Raw genomic sequence first — 25,396 nt, 5'->3', positions numbered from 1 at the left:
TTCAGGGGAATAGACTAATGACCACATTAGATCCGGATTTACAATCCATTCAGCAGGCTCGCACGCTGATTAAAAATGCCAAGCAGGCGCAATTGCTGTTTGCCAAGTATTCACAAGAAAAGATCGACGGCATTATTAAACATATTGCCAGCGAAGCAGCCAGACATGCCGAAGAATTGGCAAAGATGGCTCATGAAGAAACTGGCTTCGGTAATTGGCAAGACAAGGTGCTCAAAAACATTTTCGCCTCAGAAAAGGTTTTTGAGCATATTAAGGATTTAAAAACCGTCGGTATTATTCGTGACGACCAGCAGAATAAAGTCATGGACGTAGGTGTTCCGCTGGGGGTTATTACCGCTCTGGTGCCGTCCACCAACCCAACCTCAACCATTTTCTATAAAACGCTGATCGCGCTGAAGGCCGGGAACGCCATTATTTTCTCCCCGCACCCTAATGCGCGCCAGTGCAGCCAGCGGGCGATTGAGATCGTCAAGCAGGCCGCGCTCCAGGCCGGTGCCCCTGCGGGTATCGTTGACGGCCTGACTCAGCTGACGCTGGAAGCCACCAAAGCCCTGATGCACAGCAAAGACGTCGCGCTGATCCTGGCTACCGGCGGCGAAGGCATGGTTCGTGCAGCTTACAGTTCCGGCACGCCAACCATCAGCGGTGGCCCAGGCAACGGCCCGGCGTTTATCGAACGCAGCGCCAATATCCAGCAGGCAGTGAAGGACATCATCACCAGCAAGACCTTCGATAATGGCGTGATCTGCGCCTCTGAACAGTCGATCATCGTGGAAAAGTGCATCTATCAGGACGTACACCGCGAGCTGCTGACCCAGGGCTGCTACTTCATGAACGACGATGAGTCTGCCCGCCTGGCCAATATCCTGTTACGCCCGAACGGCATGATTAATCCTGAAGTGGTAGGCAAGACCGCCATCTACCTCAGCGAGCGCGCTGGATTCTGCGTACCTGCAACCACCAGGGTGCTGATTTCGTTACAAAACAGCGTTTCGCGTAAAAACCCTTACGCCCGTGAAAAACTCTGCCCGGTGCTGGGTCTGTACATCGAAGAAGACTGGATGAGCGCCTGTGACCGCGTGGTCGAGCTACTCACCAACGAAGGTCTGGGGCATACGCTGGTCATCCACACTCAGAACCAACAGGTGATCCGCGAGTTTGCGCTGCAAAAACCGGTGCACCGCATCCTGATCAATACGCCCGCCGCGCTTGGAGGCATTGGCGCAACCACGAATCTTATACCTGCGTTAACGCTCGGTTGCGGTGCCGTTGGTGGCGGCTCCAGCTCGGACAACGTCGGCCCGATGAACCTGCTGAACGTACGTAAAGTCGGCTATGGCGTTCGTAGCATCGAGGATCTGCGCCAACCACAACCCGCAGCTCAAACGTGCTGTGCGCCAACCAGCCATAGCACCAGCATCTTCGACGATAACCGCTTTGCAGCGCCAACGGCGGCGGTAGCCCCACAGGCCGCATCGGCACCGCTGTATGCCCAGGGCGATGATCGTTTCGGGGCAGTCACCCGCGCAGTGGTTAACGCCGCGGCCAATGACATCACCGAAGAGAACGTCGAACGGATCATTACGGAAGTGCTTGGACGCCTGTCCCGGTAACACATCAACCAAGGGTGAAAACATGATCCTCGCAAAGGTAACCGGCCATGTGGTGGCCACGCAGAAAAGTGACGAACTACGCGGCAGTAACCTGCTGCTGGTCACGGCGCTGGGTGACGACCTGGAAGCCATCAAAGATCGCACCTACGTGGCCGTCGATAGCGTCGGTGCCGGTGAAAACGATCTGGTGTTAGTGGAAGAGTATTTTGCACTGAGTAAAGACCGCTACAAGGCCATGTCGATCGTTGCCATTGTCGAGAAGGTTCACCGGGAGCGTTAAGAGTAAGAGGAAGTAGGCATGAATGAGTTTCTGATTAAGCCAAAAATCCATTTCGGTGAGGATGCGCTGCTCGCGCTGAGCAGCTTGCCTGGGCGCTCAGCGTTTTTGGTCACCGATCAGGCGATGGTGAAGTTTGGCTTGGCCGAGCGGGTGACCAACCTGCTCCAACAGCAGCAGATCCGCTGTCGTCAGTATGACGAGGTGGCCTCCGACCCGGATATTTCCGCCATCGTCAGCGGCATGAAGCTGATGGATGACGACTATCCGGATCTGGTGATTGCCTTGGGCGGCGGCTCGGTCATCGATGCCGCCAAGGCGGTGATGTATGCGCTGTGGCATTGCCGTAAAGACAGCGGCCGTAGCAAGCCCTGTTTTGTCGCCATCCCCACTACCAGCGGCACCGGTTCCGAAGTCACCAGCTTCTCGGTGATCAAGTCCCGCAGCAAAAAGCTGGTGTTGGTAGACGAGTTCATGCTGCCCGACATCGCCATCCTCGATCCTCAGCTAGTGAAGTCGGTACCGGCCAGCATTACCGCCGATACCGGGATGGATGTGCTGTGCCATGCCCTGGAGGCCTATGTCTCCCGCAAGGCCAGCGACTTCAGCGATGCGATGGCCGAAAAAGTGGTGCAGATGGTATTCGGCCACCTGCTGACCTGCTACCAACAGGGCAGCGATCTGCCTGCGCGGGAAAAAATGCATAACGCTTCATGCATGGCCGGGATGGCGTTCACCAACGCATCGTTGGGTATCACCCACAGTCTGGCGCACGCCCTCGGCGGCATGTTTGGCATCCCACATGGCCGAGCCAATGCGCTGCTGATGACATCGGTGGTCGCCTTCAATGCCGACGTTGACGGCAGTTGCGACACCCGGGCCGCGCACAAATATGCCGCCCTGGCACGCCTGCTGGGGCTGCCAAGCACCTCGGTACGTGATGGCGTTAACAGCCTGCTGGTGGCGATCGAAACGCTGAAACAGGAAATGCAGCTACCGGCCAATCTACAAGCCGCAGGGGTAGAGGAACATCGCTTCCAGGTTTGCCTTGGCGAACTGGCCACGCAGGCTCTGCACGACAGCTGTACGCCAACTAACCCGCGCGAGGTTAACGCGGCAGATCTGGAGAAACTGTTCCGCCTCGCCTACAGCGGCGGCCCGGTACAGCTTCAATAACGCACTCATTACAGTCAACGGATTTTGCCAATTTGTGTGAAAGCCGCAGGACATCAGGAGAGATTTGAACATGGCCCATTATTCACTGACGCCACGCGTAAAACTGCTGGCAGAAAGACTCTTATCCCAAAACAGCACCATCAGCACCGAACGTGCCGCCATTCTGGAAACGCTGGGTGGCGATGTGGCCGGCATGCCGCAGTTGGTCAAGAATGCCAAGCTGTTCAATGAGCTGGTCAAGCAACTGCCCGGCTACATCGGCCCCGATGAGCTAATCATCGGCAGCCAATCCTCCACCCCGCGCGCCGCCGTGTTCCACAGCGAAAGCGAACTGCGCAGTCCTTCGGCCTTCACCACGTTAGGCCAGACCTCACCGGACTATCTGGCGGTGATCACCAAAGGGCTGTTCGCCATCGAAGCCGAAATGGAAGACCGTGCCAGAAGTATCGGCAGCGCCGTCAGCCGTTCCGGGCTGGACGAGGTCAACCAATGCCGCGCCATGATCTACGCCTGCAATGCGGCGATGCATCTGGCACAGAAACTGGCCAGCAAGGCAGAAAACATGGCGGCGGTAGAAAACCATCCGTACCGCAAGGCAGAGCTGCAAGAAGCGGCCGCCATGCTGAAAAAAGTCCCGGCTTATGGGGCCAGCAGCTTTAAAGAGGCTTGCCAGTCGTTCTACTTCTTCCAACTGGCGCTGCACCTGGAAAACGGCAGCTATGCGGTTTACCCAGGCGGCTTCGACAAACTGCTGTACAGCTTCTATCAGCAAGATATCACCCGTGGCGTGCTGACGCCGGAGCAGGCTTACGAAATCGTCGAGTGCCTGTGGCTGAAACTGTGTGAGCTTTCCGAAGTGCGCGCGCCGCGTGAGCTGGATGGCTACCCGATGTTTGACGCCATGCTGCACGGCGTACGCCTCGACGATCCGGCATTGGTCATCAACGATCTGTCGGCCATGCTGCTGGCAGCCCGCAACAATCTGATGACGCTCAACAACAACCTGCAGGTGAAACTGTTTGCTGGCCAGGCTGGTGCTCGCCCGCAGTACAGTGCACCATCGGCTCCGTTCGTGGCTGCTTCACCGCAAGACGTGGCAACGCACAAACTGATGGAAGGGCTGACGCCGCGCCTGCAACGCCTGCGTGACAACTACCTCGATGCCCGCCCTAGCGTCTCAATCTATCGCGCCATCACCTTTACCGAAATGGCGAAAAACAACCCGGGTCTGCCAACCATTCTGCTGCGCGCCAAGTCTTTCCGTGCCGCCTGTGAAACCGCACCGATCCTGATCCAGCAAGATGAGCTGATCGTCGGCCATCCGTGCGGCAAACCACGCGCCGGGGCGTTCTCACCGGATATCGCCTGGCGTTGGGTGCGTGACGAGCTGGATACCATGGGCACCCGCCCGCAGGATCCGTTTATTATCTCCGAGGCCGACAAGAAGACGATCCGCGAAGAGATCGTACCGTTCTGGGAAGGCCGTTCGCTCGATGAGATCTGTGAAGCACAGTACCGCGAAGCGGGCATTTGGGCCTTCAGCGGCGAAACCTTCGTCAGCGACCTCTCCTACCACCAGATTAACGGCGGCGGCGATACCTGCCCAGGTTACGACATCCTGCTGTTCACCAAAGGGATGAACGGTATCAAGGCCGATGCCCAACAGCACCTCGCGGCGTTGAGCATGGAAAACCCGGCGGATATCGACAAGATTTACTTCTACAAAGCGGCAATTGAAACCTGTGACGGCGTGGTGGCCTATGCCAAGCGCATCGCCGACAAGGCCCGTGAACTGGCCGCCGTTGAGCAAGATCCGGCGCGCCGTGCCGAGCTGCTGACCATCGCAGAAACCAACGAGAACGTGCCGGCCAACCCACCGAAAACCCTGCAAGAAGCGCTGCAAAGCATCTGGACGGTGGAGTCGCTGTTTGAAGTGGAAGAGAACCAGACCGGGCTGTCACTGGGCCGTCTGGATCAGTATTGCTACCCGATGTATCAGGCCGATATCGCTTCTGGCCGCGTGACGCAGGAACAGGCGTTGGAACTGTTGCAGGCCTTCATCATCAAATGTGCCGAACTGATGTGGATGTCCAGCGAGCTAGGTGCCAAGTATTTCGCCGGTTACCAGCCGTTTATCAACCTGACCATCGGCGGGCAGAAGCGCAGCGGTGGTGATGCCTGTAACGATTTAACCTACCTGATCATGGACGCCGTGCGCTTTGTCAAAGTGTACCAGCCGTCGCTGGCCTGCCGTATCCATAACCAGTCACCGCAAAAGTACATGGAGAAAATCGTCGACGTGGTGAAAGCTGGTATGGGCTTCCCGGCCTGCCACTTTGATGATTCCCACATCAAGATGATGCTGCGCAAGGGCTTCGACTTTGAAGACGCGCGTGACTACTGCCTGATGGGCTGCGTAGAGCCGCAAAAATCCGGCCGCATCTATCAATGGACCTCCACCGGTTATACCCAGTGGCCAATCGCCATCGAGTTCGTGCTCAACCGTGGCCGCATGGTGCTGTTCGACAGCTATCAAGGGTTGGATACCGGTGAACTGAGCACCCTGAAAACCTACGAAGAGTTCGACAATGCGGTGAAAGCGCAGATCGCGCACATCGTCAAACTGTCGGCTATCGGCACCGTAATCAGCCAGCGTGTACATCGCGACGTAGCACCAAAACCGCTGATGTCGTTGCTGGTGGAAGGCTGTATGGAACAGGGTAAAGACGTGGCTGCCGGTGGCGCGGTGATCAACCACGGCCCAGGGCTGATCTTCTCCGGTTTGGCAACCTATGTCGACTCCATGGCCGCGATCCGCAAGCTGGTGTATCAGGATGGCAAATACACCCTGGAGCAGATCCGTGACGCCCTGCTGGCCAACTTTGAAGGCTTTGAACAACTGCGCCGCGACTGTCTGAACGCGCCGAAGTTCGGCAACGATGATGACACAGTAGATCAGTACGCGCTGGACATCACCGAATGGACCGAACGCGAGTGCCGCAAGTACAAGATGCTTTACTCCACGCTGAGCCACGGCACCCTGTCTATTTCCAACAACACACCGATCGGTGAACTGACCGCCGCAACGCCAAACGGCCGCCTGGCCTGGATGCCGCTCTCCGACGGGATCAGCCCGACGCAGGGCGCGGACAAACATGGCCCAACCGCCATCATCAAGTCCGTCAGCAAGATGAACGTGGAAACCATGAACATCGGCATGGTGCACAACTTCAAGTTCCTCAAAGGGTTGCTCGATACCCCGGAAGGCAAGAATGGGCTGATCACCCTGTTGCGTACCGCGTCCATTCTGGGCAACGGCCAGATGCAGTTCAGCTACGTGGATAACGAAGTGCTGAAGCAGGCGCAGGTGGAACCAGAGAAATATCGCGACCTGATCGTCCGCGTGGCCGGTTACAGCGCCTACTTCGTGGAACTGTGCAAAGAAGTTCAGGACGAAATTATAAGCCGTACGGTCATTGAGAAGTTCTGACTTTAGCCTTGGATAAGACAGGGATGTCTTATCCCATCAGCCTTCGAAGAAAGGGGAAAATAGTATGGATAACACGCTGGAGAAAAAGGGTCGGATATTCAATATCCAGAAATACTCGATCTATGACGGAGACGGTATTCGCACCCTGATTTTTTTCAAAGGTTGTAACATCCTCTGCGCCTGGTGCGCCAACCCCGAGGGGCTCACCAGCAATTTCCAGGTGATGTACTCACATGATAAGTGCGTTGATTGTGGACAATGTGTCAGCGTCTGCCCGGTGGGGATCCACTCCCAGATCCAGAATGCACAAGGCGATCTCAAACACCACCTTGATCGCAACATAGACTGTATCGGTTGCCGCAAATGCGAAGAGGTCTGTATCTCTGGCGCGCTGGACATCATGGGCAAGGACGTCACAGTGCAGGAGCTGATGGATATCATCATGCAGGACGTCGATTTCTATCATGCCTCCGGCGGCGGCGTCACCCTGGGCGGTGGCGAACTGAGCCTGCAAACCGACTTTGCGGCCGCGCTGCTGACCGAGTGCAAAAAAATGATGATCAATACCGCCATCGAAACCAACGGCACCACCACCTTAGCCAACTATGAAAAGCTGGCGACCTGCACCGATATGTTCCTGTTCGATATCAAGCATATCGATAGCGCACGGCATAAAGCGTTATTTGGCGTTGGGAACGAGGGCGTAAAAAGAAACCTGGAACGCCTGGTCGAGCTGGGCAGCCATATCGTGGTACGCATGCCTTTGGTGCGCGGCTATAACGATTCTTACGATGCCATCACTGGTGCCATTGACTATGTCACGGCCTTGGCACGCAAAGGCAATATCAGCCGCATCGACGTTTTACCTTATCACCAACTGGGTAAAAACAAATACCAGCAGCTCGACATGATCTATCCGGTCAAAGACGACCCAAGTTACAGCAATGAAGAACTGGATCAACTGGCGGCTTTTTTCCAGCGCTTTGACTTTGATATCCGCCTGGTAAGGCACTAAGGAGATTGAGATGAACTTAAGCCTAGGAGTGATTGAAACTTATGGCCTGACCGCCGCGATCCACGCGGCCGATGCGGCCTGTAAATCCGCTGCGGTAACGGTACTGGGATACAAGAAGATTGGGTCCGGCCTGGTTAGCGTGTTCTTTGCCGGTGAAATCAGCGCGGTGAAAACCGCCATCGACAACGGTGTGGCAGTCATCAAGCAACCGGCGTTTATCAAAGGCCAGTTGGTGATTGCCCGCCCGGAAAAACAGGTCGTCGCGCTGCTGACCGGGCTGAAAGGCAAGGAGCTTACGCCGCCAGCGGCCAAGGTGCAAAAGATAGAAACGGTAGCACCAGTAGCCGAAGTTACCACTCCGCAGACAGAGGCCGCAGCGCCGGTAGTCGAAGCCCCTGTTGCCGACAACAAACCCACACGCACGGGCGGCAAGAAAGAGCCTAAATAACCGTACAGCTTCTGAGATCGGATAGGAATAACAGTATGTTTAATGAGTCGTTACTGGAAAGGATCCGCCATAACCTGGCAGAGAGCTATGCTTCTCCCACCGGCATCGCCATCCCGGTTGGGGTCTCTAACCGGCATGTCCATCTGTCGCAGCAGGATATTGAAACGCTGTTTGGTGCCGGTTATCGGCTGACGCCGTTCAAAGAGTTACGCCAGCCGGGGCAATTTGCCGCCAAAGAGTGCGTAATGATCGTCGGCCCGAAAGGCTCGCTCTCCAAGGTGCGGGTGCTGGGGCCAGCGCGTGAATGCACTCAACTGGAAATCTCCAAGGCCGACTGTTTCACCCTGGGGTTGAAGGCACCGGTACGCGAATCCGGCAATCTGATCGCCTCCGGCGACGCCATGCTGGCTGGCCCGGCAGGCTACGTTTCACTGCATTCACAGGTGATTTGTGCCCAGCGTCATATCCATATGAATCCGCAGGATGCCGCCAGACTGGGCGTGCAGAACGGCCAGAAGGTGCGGGTAAAGGCAGCAGGCGTGCGCGGGTTGATCTTTGACGAAGTGATCGTGCGGATCAAAGCCAGTTTTGCACTGGAACTGCACATTGATACCGATGAAGCCAACGCCGCCGGGCTGGCTTCCGGTGACAACGTGGTTATCGTTCCCTAAGGCGGCAAATATGATGCAGCGTGAAGTCATCGACAAGTTGGTCAATGAAGTGCTCTCACGGATGCGGCCACAAGCGTTGGTGTTGTTAACCGCAGCGGATGGTTACCACGAGATTATCCGCGCGCGCTTACAGCACTGCCAGGCGTTCTCGCCGGTGATCCTGTTTGGCGATAATGCCCAGCAGTTTCACGCACCAGCAGATTGGTGCCAGCTAGGGCCAATCACTTCCCTGGCAGAAATCAGTCAAACCGGCGCGCTGGATAATATTGAGCGAGTGTTGATTCCTTTTCTCGATTTCGCTACGGCGGCAGAAGTGGCCAACGGCTTATTACAGTCTGACGCTGCCCGCTTTATTCATCTCGCCCGTATGAGCGGCAGGCCGATTATGGCGCTGGATTATAACTGCAACCCGAACAGCGAATTAAATCAACTGAAAGGCCTGAGCCGCGCAGGGGATAACGCCCCCCAGGCAGATTATCTGCCAAAGCTGGCGGCACAAGGCATTGAGCTATGTACGTTGGATCGGATGCTATCGGCCCAGCCCGCAGCCGCCGAGCCGTTGGCAACACCAGCGCAGGCCTACATTACGCTTAGCGAGCTCAAGCGGCTCAATGGTCGTTCACCACCGGGAGCCAAGCTGACCGATTTGGCATTGGAATATAGCCGAGGGAAAAAATAACTCGAAATATTGAGAATCGGTATTAAAGCTAGTCTTGATTTTACTTTTTACCCTATGGATTTCAAGTTGCAGCTAGGCGACAAGCTTACTCATCCCCAGGAGCTTACTTTTCGTAAGTGACTGGGGTGAGTAAGTGCAGATAACAACGCTGCGGCTTGAAAGACGACGGGTAAATCAATTATTACTTATCAGGAGCGAAATACTATGTCTACCAAGGCAAAAGCATGGGTATGGATGTTATTGGTCATCTTCTCCGAGACCTCGGCCACCTCTACCTTAAAAATGTTTGATAACAGCGAAGGCACCACCAAGACGTTATTACTCGGCTTGATCGTGGTGTTGTACTGCGTTTGTTATTACTCGTTATCTAACGCGGTGAAATACATTCCTGTCGGCCTGGCTTACGCCACCTGGTCAGGCACCGGAATTTTACTGGTCTCAAGCCTAGGTATGGTGTTTTACGGCCAGCACCCTGATATGCCAGCCATTATCGGCATGATCGTGATTGCCAGCGGCATCGTAATCATGAACCTCTTCTCCAAAATGGGCTCCTCCGAAGAATAAGGGTATCAACTATGTTTAATATTGGCTTCTTGTGGCTGGCTCTGTCTATCGGCTCGGAAATTACCGGTACGTCGATGATCAAAAAAACCAACAACTTTAAAAAGCTGGGGCCTTCGGTGCTGGTAATTAGCGCTTACTGCCTGTGTTATTTCGCCCTGACCAAAGCGATGGGTTTTATCCCGGTGGGCGTCGCCTACTCGCTGTGGTGCGGCTTTGGCATCGTCGGCGTGACCTTCGTTTCCATGCTGCTCTACAAGCAGAAACCGGATCTCCCTGCCATATTCGCCATGGCGCTGATCATCAGCGGCGGCGTCATTATGAACATCTTCTCGCAGATGTAAGCTTTCAGGCTCTACCAGATAAGGCGCAGCGGCAACGTTGCGCTTTTTTATTGGTGCGCTATAGTTATGCGCATAAATCATGCTCAGGAGGTGTTATGAGAACAATTTCAGTAATAAAAAAACGCAATACTAACGTGTACTTAAGTGTTGACCTGATTGAACAGGCTAAAGCATTAGATCTAAACTTATCGGCTACCCTAAACCACGCTTTAGAACTGGCAGTTAAGAAGGGGCAGCGTGAACGTTGGCTCGAGGAAAACCGTGCTGGTCTTGAAGCATTAAATGGTTTCGTTGAGGAGAATGGTCTTTTTTCTGATGATGCTGAGTTTGGGGTTCTGTAATGAAACAATTTTCTGTTTATAGAAATAACTCCAAAAACAAACAGATATACCCCTTCTTTATCGATGTGCAGTCCGATTTACTCGCTCACCTTAGCACTCGCTTGGTCATGCCCCTGACTTTAAAACATGCAGCAAACTCGCAAGTAAAAGCGCTGACCCCCGTATTATCTGTAGATCAGGAAGACTATGTGATCCTTACTAGCCTACTGACAACGACTGATGTCAAAAATCTTAGCGCAGATTGCCTAATCACTAACGCAGCCCATCTACGTGATGAGCTGGTTGCGGCCATCGACCTGTTAATTCTGGGTATTTGAAGAGCTGACCCACGAGCCAGAAGTGCTCAGGGCCAGTTAACAACGGAAGGAAACAGCCAGCTATTTCCGCTTTAGCAGCAGGACAAAGCTGATCAACAGGAACAGCAGGCTTGGCAACAGAGCACCCAGGATTGGCGGCATGCTGTACACCAGGCTCAGCGGGCCAAAGATCTGATCCAGCACGTAGAACAGGAAGCCGAAGCTGATACCGATCACCACCCGCACACCCATCGGCACGCTACGCAGCGGGCCAAAGATAAACGACAGCGCCATCAGCATCATCACCGCCACCGACAGCGGCGAGAAGATCTTGCTCCACATATTCAGCTGGTAACGGCTGGCCTCCTGGCCGCTCTGCTTAAGGTACTTCACATAGTTGTGCAGGCCGCTGATGGAGAGAGAATCCGGATCCAACGCCACCACGCCCAGCTTGTCCGGCGTCAGGTTGGTTTTCCACACCCCGGTTAGCGTCTGGGTACTGGTGACCTGATTCGGGTTGGTCAAATCGGAAGTATCCACCTGCGAAAGCTGCCACGCGCCATCTTCAAAATCTGCAGTACCGGCATAGCGAACGGTTTCTAACCGGCGCTGATCGTTGAAGTGGTAAATGTTGACGCCAGCCAGCTCTTTTTCGCCTGCCACCCGTTCGATGTAGATAAAGTCGTTGCCGTCCTTCGCCCACAGACCGCTCTTGGTGGAGAGCAGCGAGCCACCGTACATCTGCTGCGCACGGTAGTTACGCGCCATCTGTTCGCCCTGCGGTGCCACCCATTCGCCGATTGCCATCGTCAGCAAGACCAGCGGAATAGCAGTTTTCATCACCGAACCAGCGATTTGCAGCCGGGTGAAACCAGAAGCCTGCATCACCACCAGTTCGCTACGCGTAGCCAGGGTGCCCAAGCCGAGCAATGCCCCCAGCAGTGCCGCCATTGGGAAGAAGATCTCAATATCCTTTGGCACGCTGAGCAGGGTATATACCCCCGCGCCCAGCGCCGAGTATTCACCCTGCCCGACTTTACGCAGCTGATCGACGAACTTGATGATGCCGGAAAGCGAAACCAGCATGAACAGCGTCATCATGATGGTGTTGAAAATCGTTTTACCGATATAACGGTCCAGTACACCAAACATCAGGCCGCTCCTCTCAGGCGTGCACGCAGTTTGCGCATCGGCACGGTATCCCACAGGTTAAGTGCCAGGGCAATCACGAAGTACGTCAGGTTCACCAGCCACATCCACACCAGCGGATCCAGCTTGCCCTTACCGGCATTGGAACGCAGCGAGGTCTGTAGCAGGAAGAAGATCAGATACAGCAGCATTGCTGGCAACATGCTCAGCACGCGGCCTTGGCGCGGGTTGACCACGCTGAGCGGCACCACCAGCAGCGCCATCAGCACCACGGAGACGACCAGCGTCAGACGCCAGTGGAATTCGGCGCGTGCATCCGGTTCATTCGATTCCCACAGCGTGCGCATCGACATCTGTTCGGACTGGGTATTATCGATAGTGACCGACTGATGACCGATAACCGCTTTATAGTCGTTGAAGTCGGTAATGCGGAAATCACGCAGCAGCGCGGTGCCTTCAAACCGGGTGCCTTTGTCCAGCGTGACAACCTGCGATCCATCGCGGCCCTGATTGATCACCCCATGCTCGGCTACCACCACCGAAGGGCGTTGGTTACCGTTCGGACGTAGCTGCGCCAGGAACACATCGTTAAAAGTGTTGCCTTTAACGCTGCCGACAAACAGCACAGCGTTACCATCCTGTGAGGACTGGAACTGCCCTTCCGCCAACCCGGCAATGCTGGGGTTGGCTTTGGCTTCGGCAATCACTTCGTCCTGATGGCTGGCCGCCCATGGCCCGACCCAGAAGACGTTCACCGCAGCCACCGCCGAGGTAAAGATCGCCAACACCATAGCGGCAATGATCAGGGTCCGTTTCCCCAGACCGCAGGCGTGCATAACGGTGATTTCGCTTTCGGTATACAACCGTCCAAACGTCATCAAGAGGCCAAGAAACAGGCTTAAGGGCAAGATTAGCTGCGCCATCTTCGGCACACCCAATGCAAGCAGGGATAAGACTAAATTTGTCGGGATATTGCCGTCAACCGCATCACCTAACACCCTGACCAGGTTCTGACAAAAGAAGATCAGAAGCAGGATAAACAGGATGGCAATTTGGCTCTTCAGCGTTTCCCGTACCAGATATCTAATGATGATCACGCTTATTACGCCTGTGAAAACTTGTCTTTTTGCAGGAAAATCGATAGTTTCATCGCTAATCCGCCATTTTTTCTCATCATGTGGCAACCTTCACAGCTAAAATAGTATTAGAACATCAAGCTGTTTGGCCATCCTATAGGAACAGACCTATAGTAGCCAAAACAGAACATTTACGCCGTTCAGGTTAACCTAGTTAGTTAACTCAATGACGGAAGATCTTGGCGGAGTATGTCATTCTAGCCGTAGCTTTCGTCGTTGTCTTTAAGATTCAGGAGAGTGCATGGAGTTCAGTGTAAAAAGCGGTAGCCCGGAAAAACAGCGCAGCGCCTGTATTGTAGTCGGTGTTTTCGAACCGCGCCGCCTGTCACCTATCGCAGAACAGCTCGACAAAATCAGTGATGGTTATATCAGCGCACTACTGCGCCGGGGCGAACTGGAAGGCAAAGTCGGGCAGACGTTACTGCTGCACCATGTGCCGAACATTCTCTCCGAACGCATCTTGCTGATTGGCTGTGGCAAAGAGCGCGAGCTCGATGAACGCCAGTACAAGCAGGTGATCCAGAAAACCATCAATACCCTTAACGACACCGGTTCCATGGAGGCCGTCTGCTTCCTGACCGAACTGCACGTCAAAGGCCGTAATACTTACTGGAAGGTGCGTCAGGCGGTAGAAACTGCCAAAGAAACGCTCTACACCTTCGATCAGTTGAAGAGCAACAAGGTGGAGCCACGCCGTCCGCTGCGTAAGATGGTGTTCAACGTGCCAACCCGCCGTGAACTGACCAGCGGTGAACGCGCCATCCAACACGGCTTGGCCGTGGCTTCCGGCATCAAGGCGGCCAAAGACCTCGGCAATATGCCACCGAATATCTGTAACGCCGGTTATCTGGCTTCACAGGCACGTCAGCTGGCCGACGCCTTCAGCACTAACATCACCACCCGCGTCATCGGCGAACAGCAGATGAAAGAGCTGGGGATGAACGCCTATCTGGCGGTCGGTGCCGGTTCGCAAAACGAATCGCTGATGTCGGTGATGGAATATAAGGGAAATCCTAACCCGGACGCTAAGCCTATCGTGCTGGTAGGCAAAGGGCTGACCTTCGACTCCGGCGGCATCTCGATCAAACCGGCCGACGGCATGGACGAGATGAAATACGACATGTGCGGTGCCGCGACCGTGTACGGCGTCATGCGTGTGGTGGCTGAACTGAACCTGCCGCTGAACGTGATTGGCGTGCTGGCTGGCTGTGAAAACATGCCTGGCGGGCGGGCCTATCGCCCAGGCGACGTGCTGACCACCATGTCGGGCCAGACGGTAGAAGTGCTGAACACCGACGCCGAAGGCCGTCTGGTGCTGTGCGATACCCTCACCTACGTGGAACGTTTCGAGCCAGAGCTGGTGATTGATATCGCCACCCTGACCGGTGCCTGCGTGATCGCATTGGGCCACCACATCACCGGCCTGATGTCGAACCACAACCCACTGGCTCACGAGCTGATCGGCGCTTCCGAGCAATCGGGCGACCGTGCGTGGCGCCTGCCGATGAGCGATGAGTATTACGAGCAGTTGGATTCCAACTTTGCGGATATGGCCAACATTGGTGGCCGCCCGGGTGGTGCCATCACCGCCGCGTGCTTCCTTTCACGCTTTACCCGCAAGTACAGCTGGGCGCACCTGGATATCGCTGGTACCGCCTGGCGCTCCGGCAAGGCCAAAGGGGCCACTGGCCGCCCGGTAGCCCTGCTGGCGCAGTTCCTGCTCAATCGTGCAGGTCTAAACGGCGACGATTAAAATACCCTTCATCTTTCAAGCTGCAGCGTTGTTGGCTGCGTTCGTCCACCCCAGTCACTTACAAAAGTAAGCTCCTGGGGAGGAACGAACTCACCGCCTAGCTGCAACTTGAAATCTATTGGGTATATAATCATGCAAAACGGGCGCACTGGTTGCGCCCCTACTTTTTCTTAGTGGCAACGAATCCATGATCAAACAGGCAACGTTCTACCTTCTTGAACACGCAGAACCCGCTGGCGCACTCAGTGCACACGAGGCTGTGGCCTGCGCCGTTGCTGCCGAAAGATGGCGTGCTGGCAAGCGGGTGCTGATCGCCTGTGAAAACCAGGAGCAGGCCCAGCGGCTGGATGAAGCCCTGTGGCAACGTGAGCCACACCAATTTGTGCCGCATAATCTCGCAGGCGAAGGGCCAAACTTTGGCGCCCCGGTCGAGCTGTGCTGGCCAGGCAAACGCGGCAATGCCCCACGCGATCTGCTGATCGCCCTGCTGCCGCAGTTTGCAGATTTTGCTACTGCTTTCCATGAAGTGGTAGACTTCGTCCCTTACGAAGACACCTTGAAACAGTTGGCGCGCGAACGTTACAAAGCCTATCGCAGCGTCGGCTTCCATTTGACCACGGCCACGCCGCCAACTAACTGAACCTTGAAATAAAAATGGAAAAGACCAACACCGATCTCGATACCGCCTATGACCCAACCCAGATCGAACAGAAGCTGTACGATCACTGGGAAAGCCAGGGCTATTTCAAACCGAATGGCGATACCAGCCAGGAAAGTTTCTGCATCATGATCCCGCCGCCGAACGTCACCGGCAGCCTGCATATGGGCCACGCGTTCCAGCAGACCATCATGGACACCATGACCCGCTACCAGCGTATGCAGGGTAAAAATACCCTGTGGCAAGCCGGTACCGACCATGCCGGTATCGCGACCCAGATGGTGGTTGAGCGCAAGATCGCCGCAGAAGAAAATAAAACTCGCCATGATTATGGCCGCGATGCGTTCATCGATAAAATCTGGCAGTGGAAGGACGAGTCCGGCGGCACCATCACCCGCCAGATGCGCCGTCTGGGCAACTCCGTGGATTGGGAGCGCGAGCGCTTCACCATGGATGAAGGCCTGTCCAACGCGGTGAAAGAAGTGTTTGTCCGCCTGTACAAAGAAGATCTGATCTACCGTGGCAAACGCCTGGTGAACTGGGATCCAAAACTGCGCACCGCCATCTCCGATCTGGAAGTGGAAAACCGCGAGTCCAAAGGTTCCATGTGGCACCTGCGCTACCCGCTGGCCGATGGGGCAAAAACGGCAGAAGGCAAAGACTATCTGGTGGTTGCCACCACCCGTCCGGAAACCGTGCTGGGTGATACCGGCGTAGCGGTAAACCCGGAAGATCCGCGCTACAAGGATCTGATTGGTAAAGAGATCATTCTGCCGTTGGTGGGCCGCCGCATCCGCATCGTGGGTGACGAGCACGCTGATATGGAGAAAGGCACCGGCTGCGTGAAAATCACCCCAGCGCACGACTTCAACGACTATGAGGTTGGTAAGCGTCACGGTCTGCCGATGATCAACATCCTGAGCTTCGACGGTGACATCCTTGAAGTCGCCGAGGTGTTCGACACCTTGGGTGAAGCCAGCACCGTCTACAGCGGTGAGCTGCCAGCCCAGTTCCGTGGCCTGGAGCGTTTCGCAGCGCGTAAAGCCGTGGTTGCCGCCTTTGACGAGCTCGGCCTGCTGGAAGAGATTAAGCCACACGATCTGACCGTGCCTTACGGCGACCGTGGCGGCGTGGTTATTGAGCCGATGCTGACCGACCAATGGTACGTGCGTACCGCACCGCTGGCGAAAGTCGCGGTTGAAGCGGTTGAGCAAGGTGAGATCCAGTTCGTGCCTAAGCAGTACGAAAACATGTACTTCAGCTGGATGCGCGATATCCAGGACTGGTGTATCTCCCGTCAGCTGTGGTGGGGCCACCGCATTCCGGCCTGGTACGACGCAGAAGGCAAAGTCTACGTTGGCCGCACCGAAGAAGAAGTGCGCCGCGAAAACAACCTGGGTGCCGACGTTCAGCTTCACCAGGACGAAGACGTGCTGGATACCTGGTTCTCCTCTGGCCTGTGGACCTTCTCGACCCTGGGTTGGCCAGAGCAGACCCCAGATCTGAAGACCTTCCACCCGACCAGCGTGCTGGTCAGCGGCTTCGACATCATCTTCTTCTGGATTGCCCGCATGATCATGCTGACCATGCACTTCGTCAAAGATGAAAACGGCAAGCCGCAGGTTCCGTTCAAGACCGTGTACATGACCGGCCTGATCCGCGACGACGAAGGGCAGAAGATGTCCAAGTCGAAGGGTAACGTCATCGATCCACTGGATATGGTTGACGGTATCTCGCTGGAAGACCTGCTGGAGAAACGCACCGGCAACATGATGCAGCCGCAGCTGGCAGAGAAAATCCGCAAGCGCACCGAGAAGCAGTTCCCGAACGGCATCGAACCGCACGGCACCGACGCCCTGCGCTTCACCCTGGCAGCACTGGCCTCCACAGGCCGTGACATCAACTGGGATATGAAACGCCTGGAAGGCTACCGCAACTTCTGTAACAAGCTGTGGAACGCCAGCCGCTTTGTGTTGATGAACACCGAAGCGCACGACTGTGGCTTCAACGGTGGCGAAATGCAGCTGTCGCTGGCCGACCGCTGGATCCTGGCCGAATTCAACCGCACGGTGAAAGCCTACCGTGAGGCGCTGGATACCTATCGCTTCGATATCGCAGCGGGCATCCTGTACGAATTCACCTGGAACCAGTTCTGCGACTGGTATCTGGAATTGACCAAACCAATCGTCATCAACGGCAGCGAAGCGGAACAGCGTGGCACACGTAATACGCTGATCACCGTGCTGGAAGCGTTGTTGCGCCTGGCGCACCCAATCATTCCATTTATCACCGAAACCATCTGGCAGCGCGTTAAGCCTCTGACCGGTGAAACCGCAGACACCATCATGCTGCAACCGTTCCCGGCCTTCGACGCCGCGCTGGAAGACCAGCAGGCATTGAACGATCTGGAATGGATCAAGCAGGCAATCACCGCGGTGCGTAACATCCGCGCCGAGATGAACATTGCGCCAAGCAAACAGCTGGAAGTGCTGCTGCGTAACGCCAATGGTGATGCCCAACGCCGCGTACAGGAAAACCAAAGCTTTATCGAACGTCTGGCGCGCCTGACCTCCATCACCCTGCTACCTGCGGGCGAGAAAGGCCCTGTTTCGGTCACCAAGCTGGTAGACGGTGCCGAACTGCTGATCCCAATGGCTGGCTTTATTGACAAGGATGCGGAAATCGCGCGCCTGTCGAAAGAAATGGGCAAGCTGGATGGTGAGATTGCTTCTATCGAAGGCAAGCTGTCCAACGAAGGCTTTGTGGCTCGCGCACCGGAAGCGGTAGTGGCCAAAGAGCGTGAGCGCCTGGCAGCCTGCAAAGAAGGCAAGGTGAAGCTACAGGAACAACAGGCGACCATCGCCGCGCTGTAATCTGCTAGCTACCGATCAAAAACAGCGGGTGATTTTTCCCCGCTGTTTTTTTATCAGCATTGCCAAGTAGCAGCCTTAGGTGTTATTACAAAGCTTGACAGAAATGACACGTTTGGTAATAACAACGAAACTCTGGTGCCGCGCAGGCTCCATTTATTGGCAAATGGCGAGTAAAAACATGACAACAGCAACCCCAGTGCGTCTTCTGGTGCGCCCAATAACGGCCGACGATAATGCCGCTATTGCTCACGTCATTCGCGAAGTCTCCGCCGAGCATGGCCTGACGGCGGATAAAGGTTATACCGTTTCCGATCCCAATCTGGACGCTTTATACCAACTCTACAGCCAACCACGCAGCGCTTACTGGGTGGTGGAGATAGACGGTCAGATTGCCGGTGGTGGTGGTATTGCGCCGTTGCAAGGCGGTGAGATCGACGTTTGCGAATTACAGAAAATGTATTTTCTGCCGGTGGTACGCGGCAAAGGTTTGGCAAAGAACTTGGCAATACAGGCGCTGGAGTTTGCCCGCCAGCAAGGGTTCGCGCGTTGTTATCTGGAAACCACCGCCACGTTGCAGCAGGCAATTGGTCTGTATGAACATCTTGGTTTTGAGCATATCGGCTATGCCATGGGCAATACCGGCCACAGCGACTGCGAAGTTACCATGCTGAAGGCGCTTTAACCACCGCAATGACCCCTCACCCTAACCCTCTCACACAAGGAGAGGGGATCGAATGTGCCACAACTTAATTACGGTATACACCCTCGATATTCCCCTGTTACAGATTAACTTCTTCACCTGACAACAGCGCCTATCGGCTCCCTCTTCTTGGGGAGAGGGTTGGGGGTGAGGGAGAGAGCACCGCTCTCAAAGAAAAAATCATTAACATCAACATCATTCAAAAAACCAAATGGTAATTCTATATTTCAAACAGTTAAACTGAATCACCATTGTAAAATGTGGATTTATTGTGATATTCATTAATAAATTAACGATTGCAAATTGACCTACCATTTCTCTGAGTTACTCTGCCAAGACAGTCTCCAACCATCACGCACAAGGAACGGTCATGTCAGAAAATAACTTCGATTACATCATTGTTGGCGCAGGCTCGGCAGGTTGCGTGTTGGCAGCCCAGCTCATCCGCCGTACCCAGGCCCGCATCCTGCTGCTGGAAGCCGGCGGTGACGACAATAATCTGTTTATCAAAATGCCCGCCGGGGTCGCCAAGATCATCGCCAAGAAGAGTTGGCCGTATGAAACCGAGCCAGAACCGCACGCCAATAACCGCCGCATGCAGATCGCCCAAGGTAAGGTGCTGGGCGGCGGCAGCTCGGTCAACGGCATGATCTACCTGCGCGGCCAACCACAGGATTACGACGACTGGGCCCAGCGGTATGGCTGCACCGGCTGGAGCTATCAGGACGTGCTGCCCTACTTTAAACGCGCCGAAGCCAATGAAAGCCTGGCGGATGAGTATCACGGTAACGAGGGGATGCTGCCAGTCAGCGAGAACCGCTATCGCCATCCGCTCAGCATGGCGTTTATCCGTGCGGGTCAGGAGTTGGATCTGCCCTACCGTAACGACTTTAACGGTGCAAGCCAGCACGGTGTGGGGTTCTACCAAACCACCACCCATAATGGCGAACGCGCCAGCACCTCCCGCACCTATCTGCAAGCCGTACGCAATAACTCACGGCTGGTGGTGAAACTCAATGCGCTGGTGCACCGCGTCACCTTCGAAAACAACGTGGCAACCGGAGTGGTCTACAGCCTGAACGGTGGCAATGAGATCGCCGCCCGTGCCAGCCAGGAAGTGATCCTCAGCGCCGGGGCGGTTGGCTCACCGAAGATCCTGATGCTGTCCGGCATCGGCCCGCGTGAACATTTGGAGCAGTTGGGCATTACGCCGCTGGCCGATCTGCCGGTAGGTAAAAACTTCCACGATCATCTGCATATGTCGATTAACGTCAGCACCCGCGAACCTGTCAGCCTGTTCGGGGCCGACCGGGGCTTGCAGGCGCTGCGCCACGGTGCCGAGTGGCTGGCGTTTCGCAGCGGCGTGTTAACCTCTAATGTGCTGGAAGGGGCCGCCTTCGCCGATTCCCTCGGTAATGGCAGGCCAGACGTGCAGGTGCATTTCCTGCCGATACTGGACAGTTGGGACGACGTGCCCGGCGAACCGCTACCGGCGATCCACGGCATGTCGCTCAAGGTCGGCTATCTGCAACCCAAAGCGCGCGGCCAGGTGCAGCTACGTAGCCGTAACCCTGCCGATCCGGCCAAGCTACAGGCCAACTACCTTGGTCATCCCGATGACCTGGCGGGCAGTATTCGCGCGGTGCAATTTGGCCTGCGTTTCCTGGAAACCGCCTCTCTCAAGCCGCTGATTAAAGATCTGCTGATGCCACAACCGGCATGGGTCAACGATGAGGCGCAGATGGAGGAGTTTGTGCGTAACTTCTGCAAGACGGTCTATCACCCAGTAGGGAGCTGCCGCATGGGGCAAAATACGGAGGACTCAGTGACCGACTTGCAGCTACGAGTGCATGGCTTTGAGCGGCTGCGGGTGGTCGACGGCTCGGTAATGCCGCAGGTCACCAGCGGCAACACCAACGCCCCCACCATTATGCTGGCCGAGAAGGCGGTGGATTTGATACTAGGGGAAACACTGTAATTCCCTCACGCTACCGGCACGCCGCTATGGAAGCGGAACTCGGCGTCTGGTGAGCGGATCAATTCCGCCTCCAACTGGCCAAAAAACGCCACGCGCTCACAGATATCATCGCCGGCAATCTGCTCTGCCAGCGTCAGGTAATCCTGATAATGGCGAGCTTCGGAACGCAGTAGCGAAACATAAAACCGGTTCAGCTCATCGTCCAGGAACGGGGCCAGCTTGGCGAAGCGTTCGCAGGAGCGGGCCTCGATATACGCGCCGCAGATCAGTTTATCGATCAAAGTGGCCGGATCGTGGGTGCGCACCTCGCGGATCATGCTTTTGGCGTAGCGGCTGGCGGTGATTTTTCTATAAGGGATCTGCCGGGCCTGCATGATCTCCAGCACCTGCGAGAAGTGATGCAGCTCTTCTTTGATCAGCAACACCATCTTGTCGACCAGATCCTGGCCGTAGGCTGAACCGTTCTTTGGCAAGATCTTCCTGGTAAACGCGCTCTGGCGGAACAGCTCTTCAGGCACTTCCTGCGCCTCGTGCACAAACGCCTCATAGGGCCTGAGCAACGCCAGCAGGGCATCGCCGCTCTCTTTATCGGCCACGTAGCGGCGGATCAGCCACATGCCGGTCTGCGCCGCTTTCAACTCGCATACCAGGTGGTCGGTCAGCAACAGTGGCAGGTTTTCCGGGCGGCGTGCCGCTTCGATCCAGCCATCCGGGGTTTCACAGTGCAGGAAGTTTAAAATTGGGGATAACAGGGATTGGTATTTCATCGGGTTCTATCAGGGGCCAGCTTGCGCCAGCCCGCAGGATTTAATTAATGACGTTTGCCGTCGTCGTCTTCATCGATAAAGTCGCCGTCTTCGTCGTCGTCGCCTTCTTCACCGTTCGGATCTTCATAGTAGGTGCCCCAACCGTCGTAATTAACACCGCATTTTTCTGCCAGTGCCACCAGCTGTTCTACCTGGCTGTCGATCAGTTCGGCATTCAGCGCAATTTCGCTGATCACGTCACAACACATCACCATGGAGCCATCTTCTACTTCCAGCTCTTCGGCATCGGTCACTTCGTAGCCCAATTTGAAGGCTTCTACGGCGGCCTGCTCCAAAACTTCAAACTTTTCGGCAGAGAAATGGTGCTCGATGGTGTAGAGCGCATCCGGATCGCTGCCGTCTTCCAGCAGTTCTTCGATGATCAGGCGGGTTTCTTCACGTTGTTCTTCCAGCAATTCGCGGTTTGCCATGCCTCTATCCTCAATAAAATGGGCTTCGTTCCTTCTATTTTCACACACCGCTGTCACCGCTGCCACGATAAACGTGAAAGATTTCTGCTTCGGGGTTGAAATTGAATATCCATACATATAAAGTGAATTTAAATTCAATCAAACGATAGGGATTTACGGAGATGAGCCAGATGAACCCGTTCTACAGTCGTCACTTTTTGAGATTAATGGATTTTACCCCCAGTGAGATCCTGTCCTTGCTGCAGTTGGCCGCCGATTTGAAGCACGCTAAGAAGCAAGGCCAGGAAACCCGCCATCTGCAAGGCAAAAACATTGCGCTCATCTTCGAAAAAGACTCCACCCGCACCCGATGCTCTTTCGAAGTTGCCGCATTCGATCAGGGCGCTCAGGTGACGTACCTTGGCCCAAGCGGCAGCCAGATCGGCCATAAAGAGTCAATGAAAGACACCGCCCGCGTGCTGGGCCGGATGTACGACGGTATTCAATATCGTGGTTTTGGCCAATGCCTGGTGGAAACTTTGGCAGAACATGCTGGTGTGCCTGTATGGAATGGCCTGACCAACGAGTTCCACCCTACCCAGCTACTGGCAGATCTGCTCACCGTGAGTGAACACCTGCCGGGGAAAGCGTTGAGCGAGGTGAAGTTCGCCTACATTGGCGATGCACGTAACAATATGGGCAATACCCTGTTGGAAGCCGCCGCGCTGGTAGGCATGGATCTTCGCTTGGTCGCGCCAAAAGCCTGTTGGCCGCAGGCCGAACTGGTTGCAGAATGCCAGGCGCTGGCGCAACAGACCGGTGGCAAAATCACCTTGACGGAAGATATTGCCGAAGGCGTGCAAGGCGCCGATTTCCTGTATACCGACGTTTGGGTCTCCATGGGAGAAGCCAAAGAAGTCTGGCAAGAGCGGATCTCCTTGCTCAGACCGTATCAGGTGAATATGGCAATGGTGAAACTGACCGGCAACCCACAGGTGAAATTCCTGCACTGCCTGCCAGCGTTCCATGACGATCAAACCACACTGGGTAAGCAGATGGCCGAGCAGTACGGCATGCACGGCGGTATGGAAGTGACCAACGAGGTGTTCGAGTCGGAGCACAGCATCGTGTTCGATCAGGCAGAGAACCGCCTGCACACCATTAAGGCAGTGATGGTCGCCACGCTGAGCAAAACCCTGTAAATCGCTCTCTCCAAAAACCCTTCTTACAGAAGGGTTTCTCTGGTTAATCCCCCCTTCTGGCTCTATAGTCTTTTTCGTTATTGTTAATAACTTATTGGCCTTTGCCTGTTTTTTACCAACGTTCTACCGTGGCATTCTGGCGGCGGAAATGCCGTAAAAAACTAATGAGAACAAACTCTTCTCCGTTCTGGTTTACCCGCACATTTAAGGGAAAACGTCTATGAAAGCCAAAGTCTTGCCGCTGTTTATTCTTGCCGCCCTCTCCACCACTGCACTGGCCGCCACGCCGCCGAATACGCTGGTGGTGGTGCAGTCACTAGACGATATCGTCAGCCTGGATCCGGCGGAGGCCAATGAGCTTTCCAGCATCCAGACCGTACCCAGCCTCTATCAACGCCTGGTGCAAGCCGATCGTGATAATCCAGCCAAGGTGATCCCAGTGCTGGCGGAAAGCTGGCAGGATGATGCCGCCGCCAAGACCCTGACGGTCAAGCTGCGCCCACAGGCAGCGTTCTCCTCAAGTAACCCGCTGACCGCCGACGACGTGATTTTCTCTTATACCCGCGCAGTGAAAATGAACAAGTCACCAGCGTTTATCCTCAACGTGCTCGGCTGGCAGCCGGACAATATCGAACAGCAGTTGAAGAAGATTGACGACCATACCGTGCAACTGAGCTGGACGGCAGACGTCAGCCCGGCGGTAGCCCTGAATATCCTCTCAACGCCGATCGCCTCAATCGTCGACAGTAAAGCCGTGCAGCCTAACGCGAAGGGTGATGACTTTGGTAACGCCTGGTTGAAGATGCACTCTGCGGGTAGCGGCCCGTTCAAGATGCGGGTTTACCAGCCACATCAGGCGATAGTGCTGGACGCCAACCCAACTTCACCGGGCGATAAGCCACTGCTGAGCAATATCATCATCAAGAACGTGCCAGACCCAAGCGCGCGCCGCCTGCTGATCCAGCAAGGGGATGCCGACGTGGCGCGTGAACTCGGCCCGGATCAAACCGCCGCGCTGAAAAGCCAGGCGGGTGTGAAGGTGCTGGAAATCCCTTCCGCCGAGCAGAACTATCTGGTGTTCAACACCGGTAATACCGCCAACCCACTGCTGAAGAACCCGGCCTTCTGGGAAGCAGCTCGCTATCTGGTGGATTATCAGGGCATCACCAAAGATCTGCTGAAAGGGCAATACTTCGTTCATCAGAGCTTCCTGCCCGTCGGCCTGCCGGGGGCGCTGGAAGATAACCCGTTCAGCTTCGATCCGGCCAAGGCCAAGGCGATCCTGGAAAAAGCCGGCATCACCAACGCCAGCCTGACGCTGGACGTGGAAAACAAACCGCCGTTTATCACCATCGCCCAGTCGTTGCAGGCCAGCTTTGCCCAAGGTGGTGTGAAGCTCGATCTGTTGCCTGCCGCCGGTAGCCAGGTCTATGCCCGCGTACGCGCCAAGCAGCATCAGGCAGCGATCCGCCTGTGGATCCCGGACTACTTCGATGCGCACTCCAATGCCAGCGCCTTCGCCTATAACGATGGCAAAAGCAGCACGGTAGCCGGGCTGAACAGTTGGCAGATCCCTGAGTTGAGCAAACAAACGCTGGCAGCAGTCGCTGAGGCCGATCCAGCCAAACGCACCGCGCTGTATACCGCCATGCAGCAGGAGTTGCAGCGCAATTCGCCGTATGTGTTTATCGACCAGGCCAAAACGCAGGTAGTACTGCGCGATAACGTCAAAGGCTATCAACAGGGCCTGAATGCGGATATGGTCTATTACGATCGCGTTAGCAAATAATCAGGATTGT

Annotated in this window: 23 protein-coding genes; 19 read left to right on the top strand and 4 right to left on the bottom strand. The window is 55.4% G+C overall.

Annotated elements, in window-relative coordinates:
* The first annotated feature begins 17 nt into the window (after positions 1-17).
* From KAJ71_RS00180 to KAJ71_RS00125, 12 genes are all read left to right on the top strand, one after another.
* The gene (locus tag KAJ71_RS00180) at positions 18-1,634 is read left to right on the top strand and encodes an acetaldehyde dehydrogenase (acetylating) (RefSeq protein ID WP_248943829.1); all 1,617 of its coding nucleotides are present in this window, start codon (positions 18-20) and stop codon (positions 1,632-1,634) included.
* Between the two features lie 22 nt (positions 1,635-1,656).
* Positions 1,657-1,914, top strand: a complete 258-nt coding sequence (locus KAJ71_RS00175; protein WP_021179125.1) for a EutN/CcmL family microcompartment protein — start codon at positions 1,657-1,659, stop codon at positions 1,912-1,914.
* Between the two features lie 18 nt (positions 1,915-1,932).
* Positions 1,933-3,087, top strand: a complete 1,155-nt coding sequence (locus KAJ71_RS00170) for a 1-propanol dehydrogenase PduQ (protein ID WP_248943827.1) — start codon at positions 1,933-1,935, stop codon at positions 3,085-3,087.
* 70 nt (positions 3,088-3,157) lie between these two features.
* Positions 3,158-6,577 carry a choline trimethylamine-lyase gene (cutC, locus tag KAJ71_RS00165; protein WP_248943826.1) on the top strand — a complete coding sequence of 1,140 codons (3,420 nt, stop codon included), beginning with the start codon at positions 3,158-3,160 and terminating at the stop codon, positions 6,575-6,577.
* A gap of 64 nt (positions 6,578-6,641) precedes the next feature.
* The gene (gene cutD, locus KAJ71_RS00160; protein WP_248943825.1) at positions 6,642-7,592 is read left to right on the top strand and encodes a choline TMA-lyase-activating enzyme; all 951 of its coding nucleotides are present in this window, start codon (positions 6,642-6,644) and stop codon (positions 7,590-7,592) included.
* Between the two features lie 10 nt (positions 7,593-7,602).
* A complete protein-coding gene (locus tag KAJ71_RS00155; RefSeq protein WP_248943824.1) occupies positions 7,603-8,040 on the top strand; it encodes a BMC domain-containing protein in 438 nt (145 codons plus the stop codon).
* Positions 8,041-8,075: 35 nt separating this feature from the next.
* The gene (locus KAJ71_RS00150; RefSeq protein ID WP_248943823.1) at positions 8,076-8,711 is read left to right on the top strand and encodes a phosphate propanoyltransferase; all 636 of its coding nucleotides are present in this window, start codon (positions 8,076-8,078) and stop codon (positions 8,709-8,711) included.
* Positions 8,712-8,721: 10 nt separating this feature from the next.
* A complete protein-coding gene (locus KAJ71_RS00145) occupies positions 8,722-9,390 on the top strand; it encodes a hypothetical protein (protein WP_248943821.1) in 669 nt (222 codons plus the stop codon).
* A 204-nt stretch (positions 9,391-9,594) separates the two neighbouring features.
* Positions 9,595-9,954, top strand: a complete 360-nt coding sequence (locus KAJ71_RS00140; protein ID WP_024529409.1) for a DMT family transporter — start codon at positions 9,595-9,597, stop codon at positions 9,952-9,954.
* A gap of 11 nt (positions 9,955-9,965) precedes the next feature.
* The gene (locus KAJ71_RS00135; protein WP_121608563.1) at positions 9,966-10,295 is read left to right on the top strand and encodes a DMT family transporter; all 330 of its coding nucleotides are present in this window, start codon (positions 9,966-9,968) and stop codon (positions 10,293-10,295) included.
* A gap of 95 nt (positions 10,296-10,390) precedes the next feature.
* Positions 10,391-10,636, top strand: coding sequence for a type II toxin-antitoxin system CcdA family antitoxin (locus KAJ71_RS00130; protein WP_248943819.1), 246 nt, complete (start codon positions 10,391-10,393; stop codon positions 10,634-10,636).
* On the top strand, positions 10,636-10,953 hold the full coding sequence (locus tag KAJ71_RS00125; protein ID WP_248943818.1) for a CcdB family protein: 318 nt from the start codon (positions 10,636-10,638) through the stop codon (positions 10,951-10,953). The genes KAJ71_RS00130 and KAJ71_RS00125 overlap by 1 nt, the downstream gene beginning before the upstream one ends.
* A gap of 60 nt (positions 10,954-11,013) precedes the next feature.
* Here KAJ71_RS00125 and lptG read toward each other — a convergent pair whose 3' ends face one another.
* Positions 11,014-12,084: an LPS export ABC transporter permease LptG gene (gene lptG, locus KAJ71_RS00120; RefSeq protein ID WP_248943817.1), complete on the bottom strand. Its 1,071-nt coding sequence runs from the start codon at positions 12,082-12,084 to the stop codon at positions 11,014-11,016.
* On the bottom strand, positions 12,084-13,178 hold the full coding sequence (lptF, locus tag KAJ71_RS00115; protein WP_248943816.1) for an LPS export ABC transporter permease LptF: 1,095 nt from the start codon (positions 13,176-13,178) through the stop codon (positions 12,084-12,086). The genes lptG and lptF overlap by 1 nt, the downstream gene beginning before the upstream one ends.
* A 280-nt stretch (positions 13,179-13,458) precedes the next feature.
* On the opposite strand from lptF, the gene pepA reads away from it, so the two are divergent.
* The 5 genes from pepA to KAJ71_RS00090 all read left to right on the top strand — a co-directional run bounded on the left by pepA (position 13,459) and on the right by KAJ71_RS00090 (position 21,179).
* A complete protein-coding gene (gene pepA / locus KAJ71_RS00110) occupies positions 13,459-14,970 on the top strand; it encodes a leucyl aminopeptidase (RefSeq protein WP_248943815.1) in 1,512 nt (503 codons plus the stop codon).
* A gap of 190 nt (positions 14,971-15,160) precedes the next feature.
* Positions 15,161-15,610, top strand: coding sequence for a DNA polymerase III subunit chi (locus tag KAJ71_RS00105; protein ID WP_248944145.1), 450 nt, complete (start codon positions 15,161-15,163; stop codon positions 15,608-15,610).
* Between the two features lie 14 nt (positions 15,611-15,624).
* On the top strand, positions 15,625-18,501 hold the full coding sequence (locus tag KAJ71_RS00100) for a valine--tRNA ligase (protein WP_248943814.1): 2,877 nt from the start codon (positions 15,625-15,627) through the stop codon (positions 18,499-18,501).
* A 178-nt stretch (positions 18,502-18,679) separates the two neighbouring features.
* On the top strand, positions 18,680-19,183 hold the full coding sequence (locus KAJ71_RS00095; protein WP_248943813.1) for a GNAT family N-acetyltransferase: 504 nt from the start codon (positions 18,680-18,682) through the stop codon (positions 19,181-19,183).
* A gap of 388 nt (positions 19,184-19,571) precedes the next feature.
* Positions 19,572-21,179: a GMC family oxidoreductase gene (locus KAJ71_RS00090; RefSeq protein WP_248943812.1), complete on the top strand. Its 1,608-nt coding sequence runs from the start codon at positions 19,572-19,574 to the stop codon at positions 21,177-21,179.
* A 5-nt stretch (positions 21,180-21,184) separates the two neighbouring features.
* Here the strand turns inward: KAJ71_RS00090 and miaE are convergent, their stop codons facing one another.
* A complete protein-coding gene (miaE, locus tag KAJ71_RS00085) occupies positions 21,185-21,946 on the bottom strand; it encodes a tRNA isopentenyl-2-thiomethyl-A-37 hydroxylase MiaE (RefSeq protein ID WP_248943811.1) in 762 nt (253 codons plus the stop codon).
* A 44-nt stretch (positions 21,947-21,990) separates the two neighbouring features.
* A complete protein-coding gene (rraB, locus tag KAJ71_RS00080) occupies positions 21,991-22,416 on the bottom strand; it encodes a ribonuclease E inhibitor RraB (RefSeq protein WP_248943810.1) in 426 nt (141 codons plus the stop codon).
* Positions 22,417-22,577: 161 nt separating this feature from the next.
* On the opposite strand from rraB, the gene argF reads away from it, so the two are divergent.
* Together argF and KAJ71_RS00070 are read left to right on the top strand one after the other, a co-directional pair.
* Positions 22,578-23,597: an ornithine carbamoyltransferase gene (argF, locus tag KAJ71_RS00075; protein WP_248943809.1), complete on the top strand. Its 1,020-nt coding sequence runs from the start codon at positions 22,578-22,580 to the stop codon at positions 23,595-23,597.
* A 220-nt stretch (positions 23,598-23,817) separates the two neighbouring features.
* Complete coding sequence (locus KAJ71_RS00070; protein WP_248943808.1) at positions 23,818-25,386, top strand: ABC transporter substrate-binding protein; 1,569 nt, start codon at positions 23,818-23,820, stop codon at positions 25,384-25,386.
* Positions 25,387-25,396 lie beyond the last annotated feature (10 nt).

Origin of the sequence: Serratia silvae (genome assembly GCF_023282985.1) — a bacterium.
Classification (GTDB): Bacteria; Pseudomonadota; Gammaproteobacteria; order Enterobacterales; family Enterobacteriaceae; genus Chania; species Chania silvae.
Note: the sequence above shows the minus strand (reverse complement) of the source record. Positions and strands in the feature narration are given on the sequence as shown.

Excerpts from the sequence above, each read along its gene's own strand:
- KAJ71_RS00175 (WP_021179125.1), top strand. The coding sequence starts at position 1,657 with ATGATCCTCGCAAAGGTAACCGGCCATGTGGTGGCCACGCAGAAAAGT.
- KAJ71_RS00090 (WP_248943812.1), top strand. The coding sequence starts at position 19,572 with ATGTCAGAAAATAACTTCGATTACATCATTGTTGGCGCAGGCTCGGCA.
- lptG (WP_248943817.1), bottom strand. The coding sequence starts at position 12,084 with ATGTTTGGTGTACTGGACCGTTATATCGGTAAAACGATTTTCAACACC.
- KAJ71_RS00130 (WP_248943819.1), top strand. The coding sequence starts at position 10,391 with ATGAGAACAATTTCAGTAATAAAAAAACGCAATACTAACGTGTACTTA.
- cutD (WP_248943825.1), top strand. The coding sequence starts at position 6,642 with ATGGATAACACGCTGGAGAAAAAGGGTCGGATATTCAATATCCAGAAA.
- KAJ71_RS00170 (WP_248943827.1), top strand. The coding sequence starts at position 1,933 with ATGAATGAGTTTCTGATTAAGCCAAAAATCCATTTCGGTGAGGATGCG.
- KAJ71_RS00100 (WP_248943814.1), top strand. The coding sequence starts at position 15,625 with ATGGAAAAGACCAACACCGATCTCGATACCGCCTATGACCCAACCCAG.
- KAJ71_RS00135 (WP_121608563.1), top strand. The coding sequence starts at position 9,966 with ATGTTTAATATTGGCTTCTTGTGGCTGGCTCTGTCTATCGGCTCGGAA.
- KAJ71_RS00180 (WP_248943829.1), top strand. The coding sequence starts at position 18 with ATGACCACATTAGATCCGGATTTACAATCCATTCAGCAGGCTCGCACG.
- KAJ71_RS00070 (WP_248943808.1), top strand. The coding sequence starts at position 23,818 with ATGAAAGCCAAAGTCTTGCCGCTGTTTATTCTTGCCGCCCTCTCCACC.
- KAJ71_RS00155 (WP_248943824.1), top strand. The coding sequence starts at position 7,603 with ATGAACTTAAGCCTAGGAGTGATTGAAACTTATGGCCTGACCGCCGCG.
- pepA (WP_248943815.1), top strand. The coding sequence starts at position 13,459 with ATGGAGTTCAGTGTAAAAAGCGGTAGCCCGGAAAAACAGCGCAGCGCC.
- KAJ71_RS00140 (WP_024529409.1), top strand. The coding sequence starts at position 9,595 with ATGTCTACCAAGGCAAAAGCATGGGTATGGATGTTATTGGTCATCTTC.
- KAJ71_RS00095 (WP_248943813.1), top strand. The coding sequence starts at position 18,680 with ATGACAACAGCAACCCCAGTGCGTCTTCTGGTGCGCCCAATAACGGCC.
- KAJ71_RS00150 (WP_248943823.1), top strand. The coding sequence starts at position 8,076 with ATGTTTAATGAGTCGTTACTGGAAAGGATCCGCCATAACCTGGCAGAG.
- argF (WP_248943809.1), top strand. The coding sequence starts at position 22,578 with ATGAGCCAGATGAACCCGTTCTACAGTCGTCACTTTTTGAGATTAATG.
- cutC (WP_248943826.1), top strand. The coding sequence starts at position 3,158 with ATGGCCCATTATTCACTGACGCCACGCGTAAAACTGCTGGCAGAAAGA.
- rraB (WP_248943810.1), bottom strand. The coding sequence starts at position 22,416 with ATGGCAAACCGCGAATTGCTGGAAGAACAACGTGAAGAAACCCGCCTG.
- miaE (WP_248943811.1), bottom strand. The coding sequence starts at position 21,946 with ATGAAATACCAATCCCTGTTATCCCCAATTTTAAACTTCCTGCACTGT.
- KAJ71_RS00125 (WP_248943818.1), top strand. The coding sequence starts at position 10,636 with ATGAAACAATTTTCTGTTTATAGAAATAACTCCAAAAACAAACAGATA.
- KAJ71_RS00145 (WP_248943821.1), top strand. The coding sequence starts at position 8,722 with ATGATGCAGCGTGAAGTCATCGACAAGTTGGTCAATGAAGTGCTCTCA.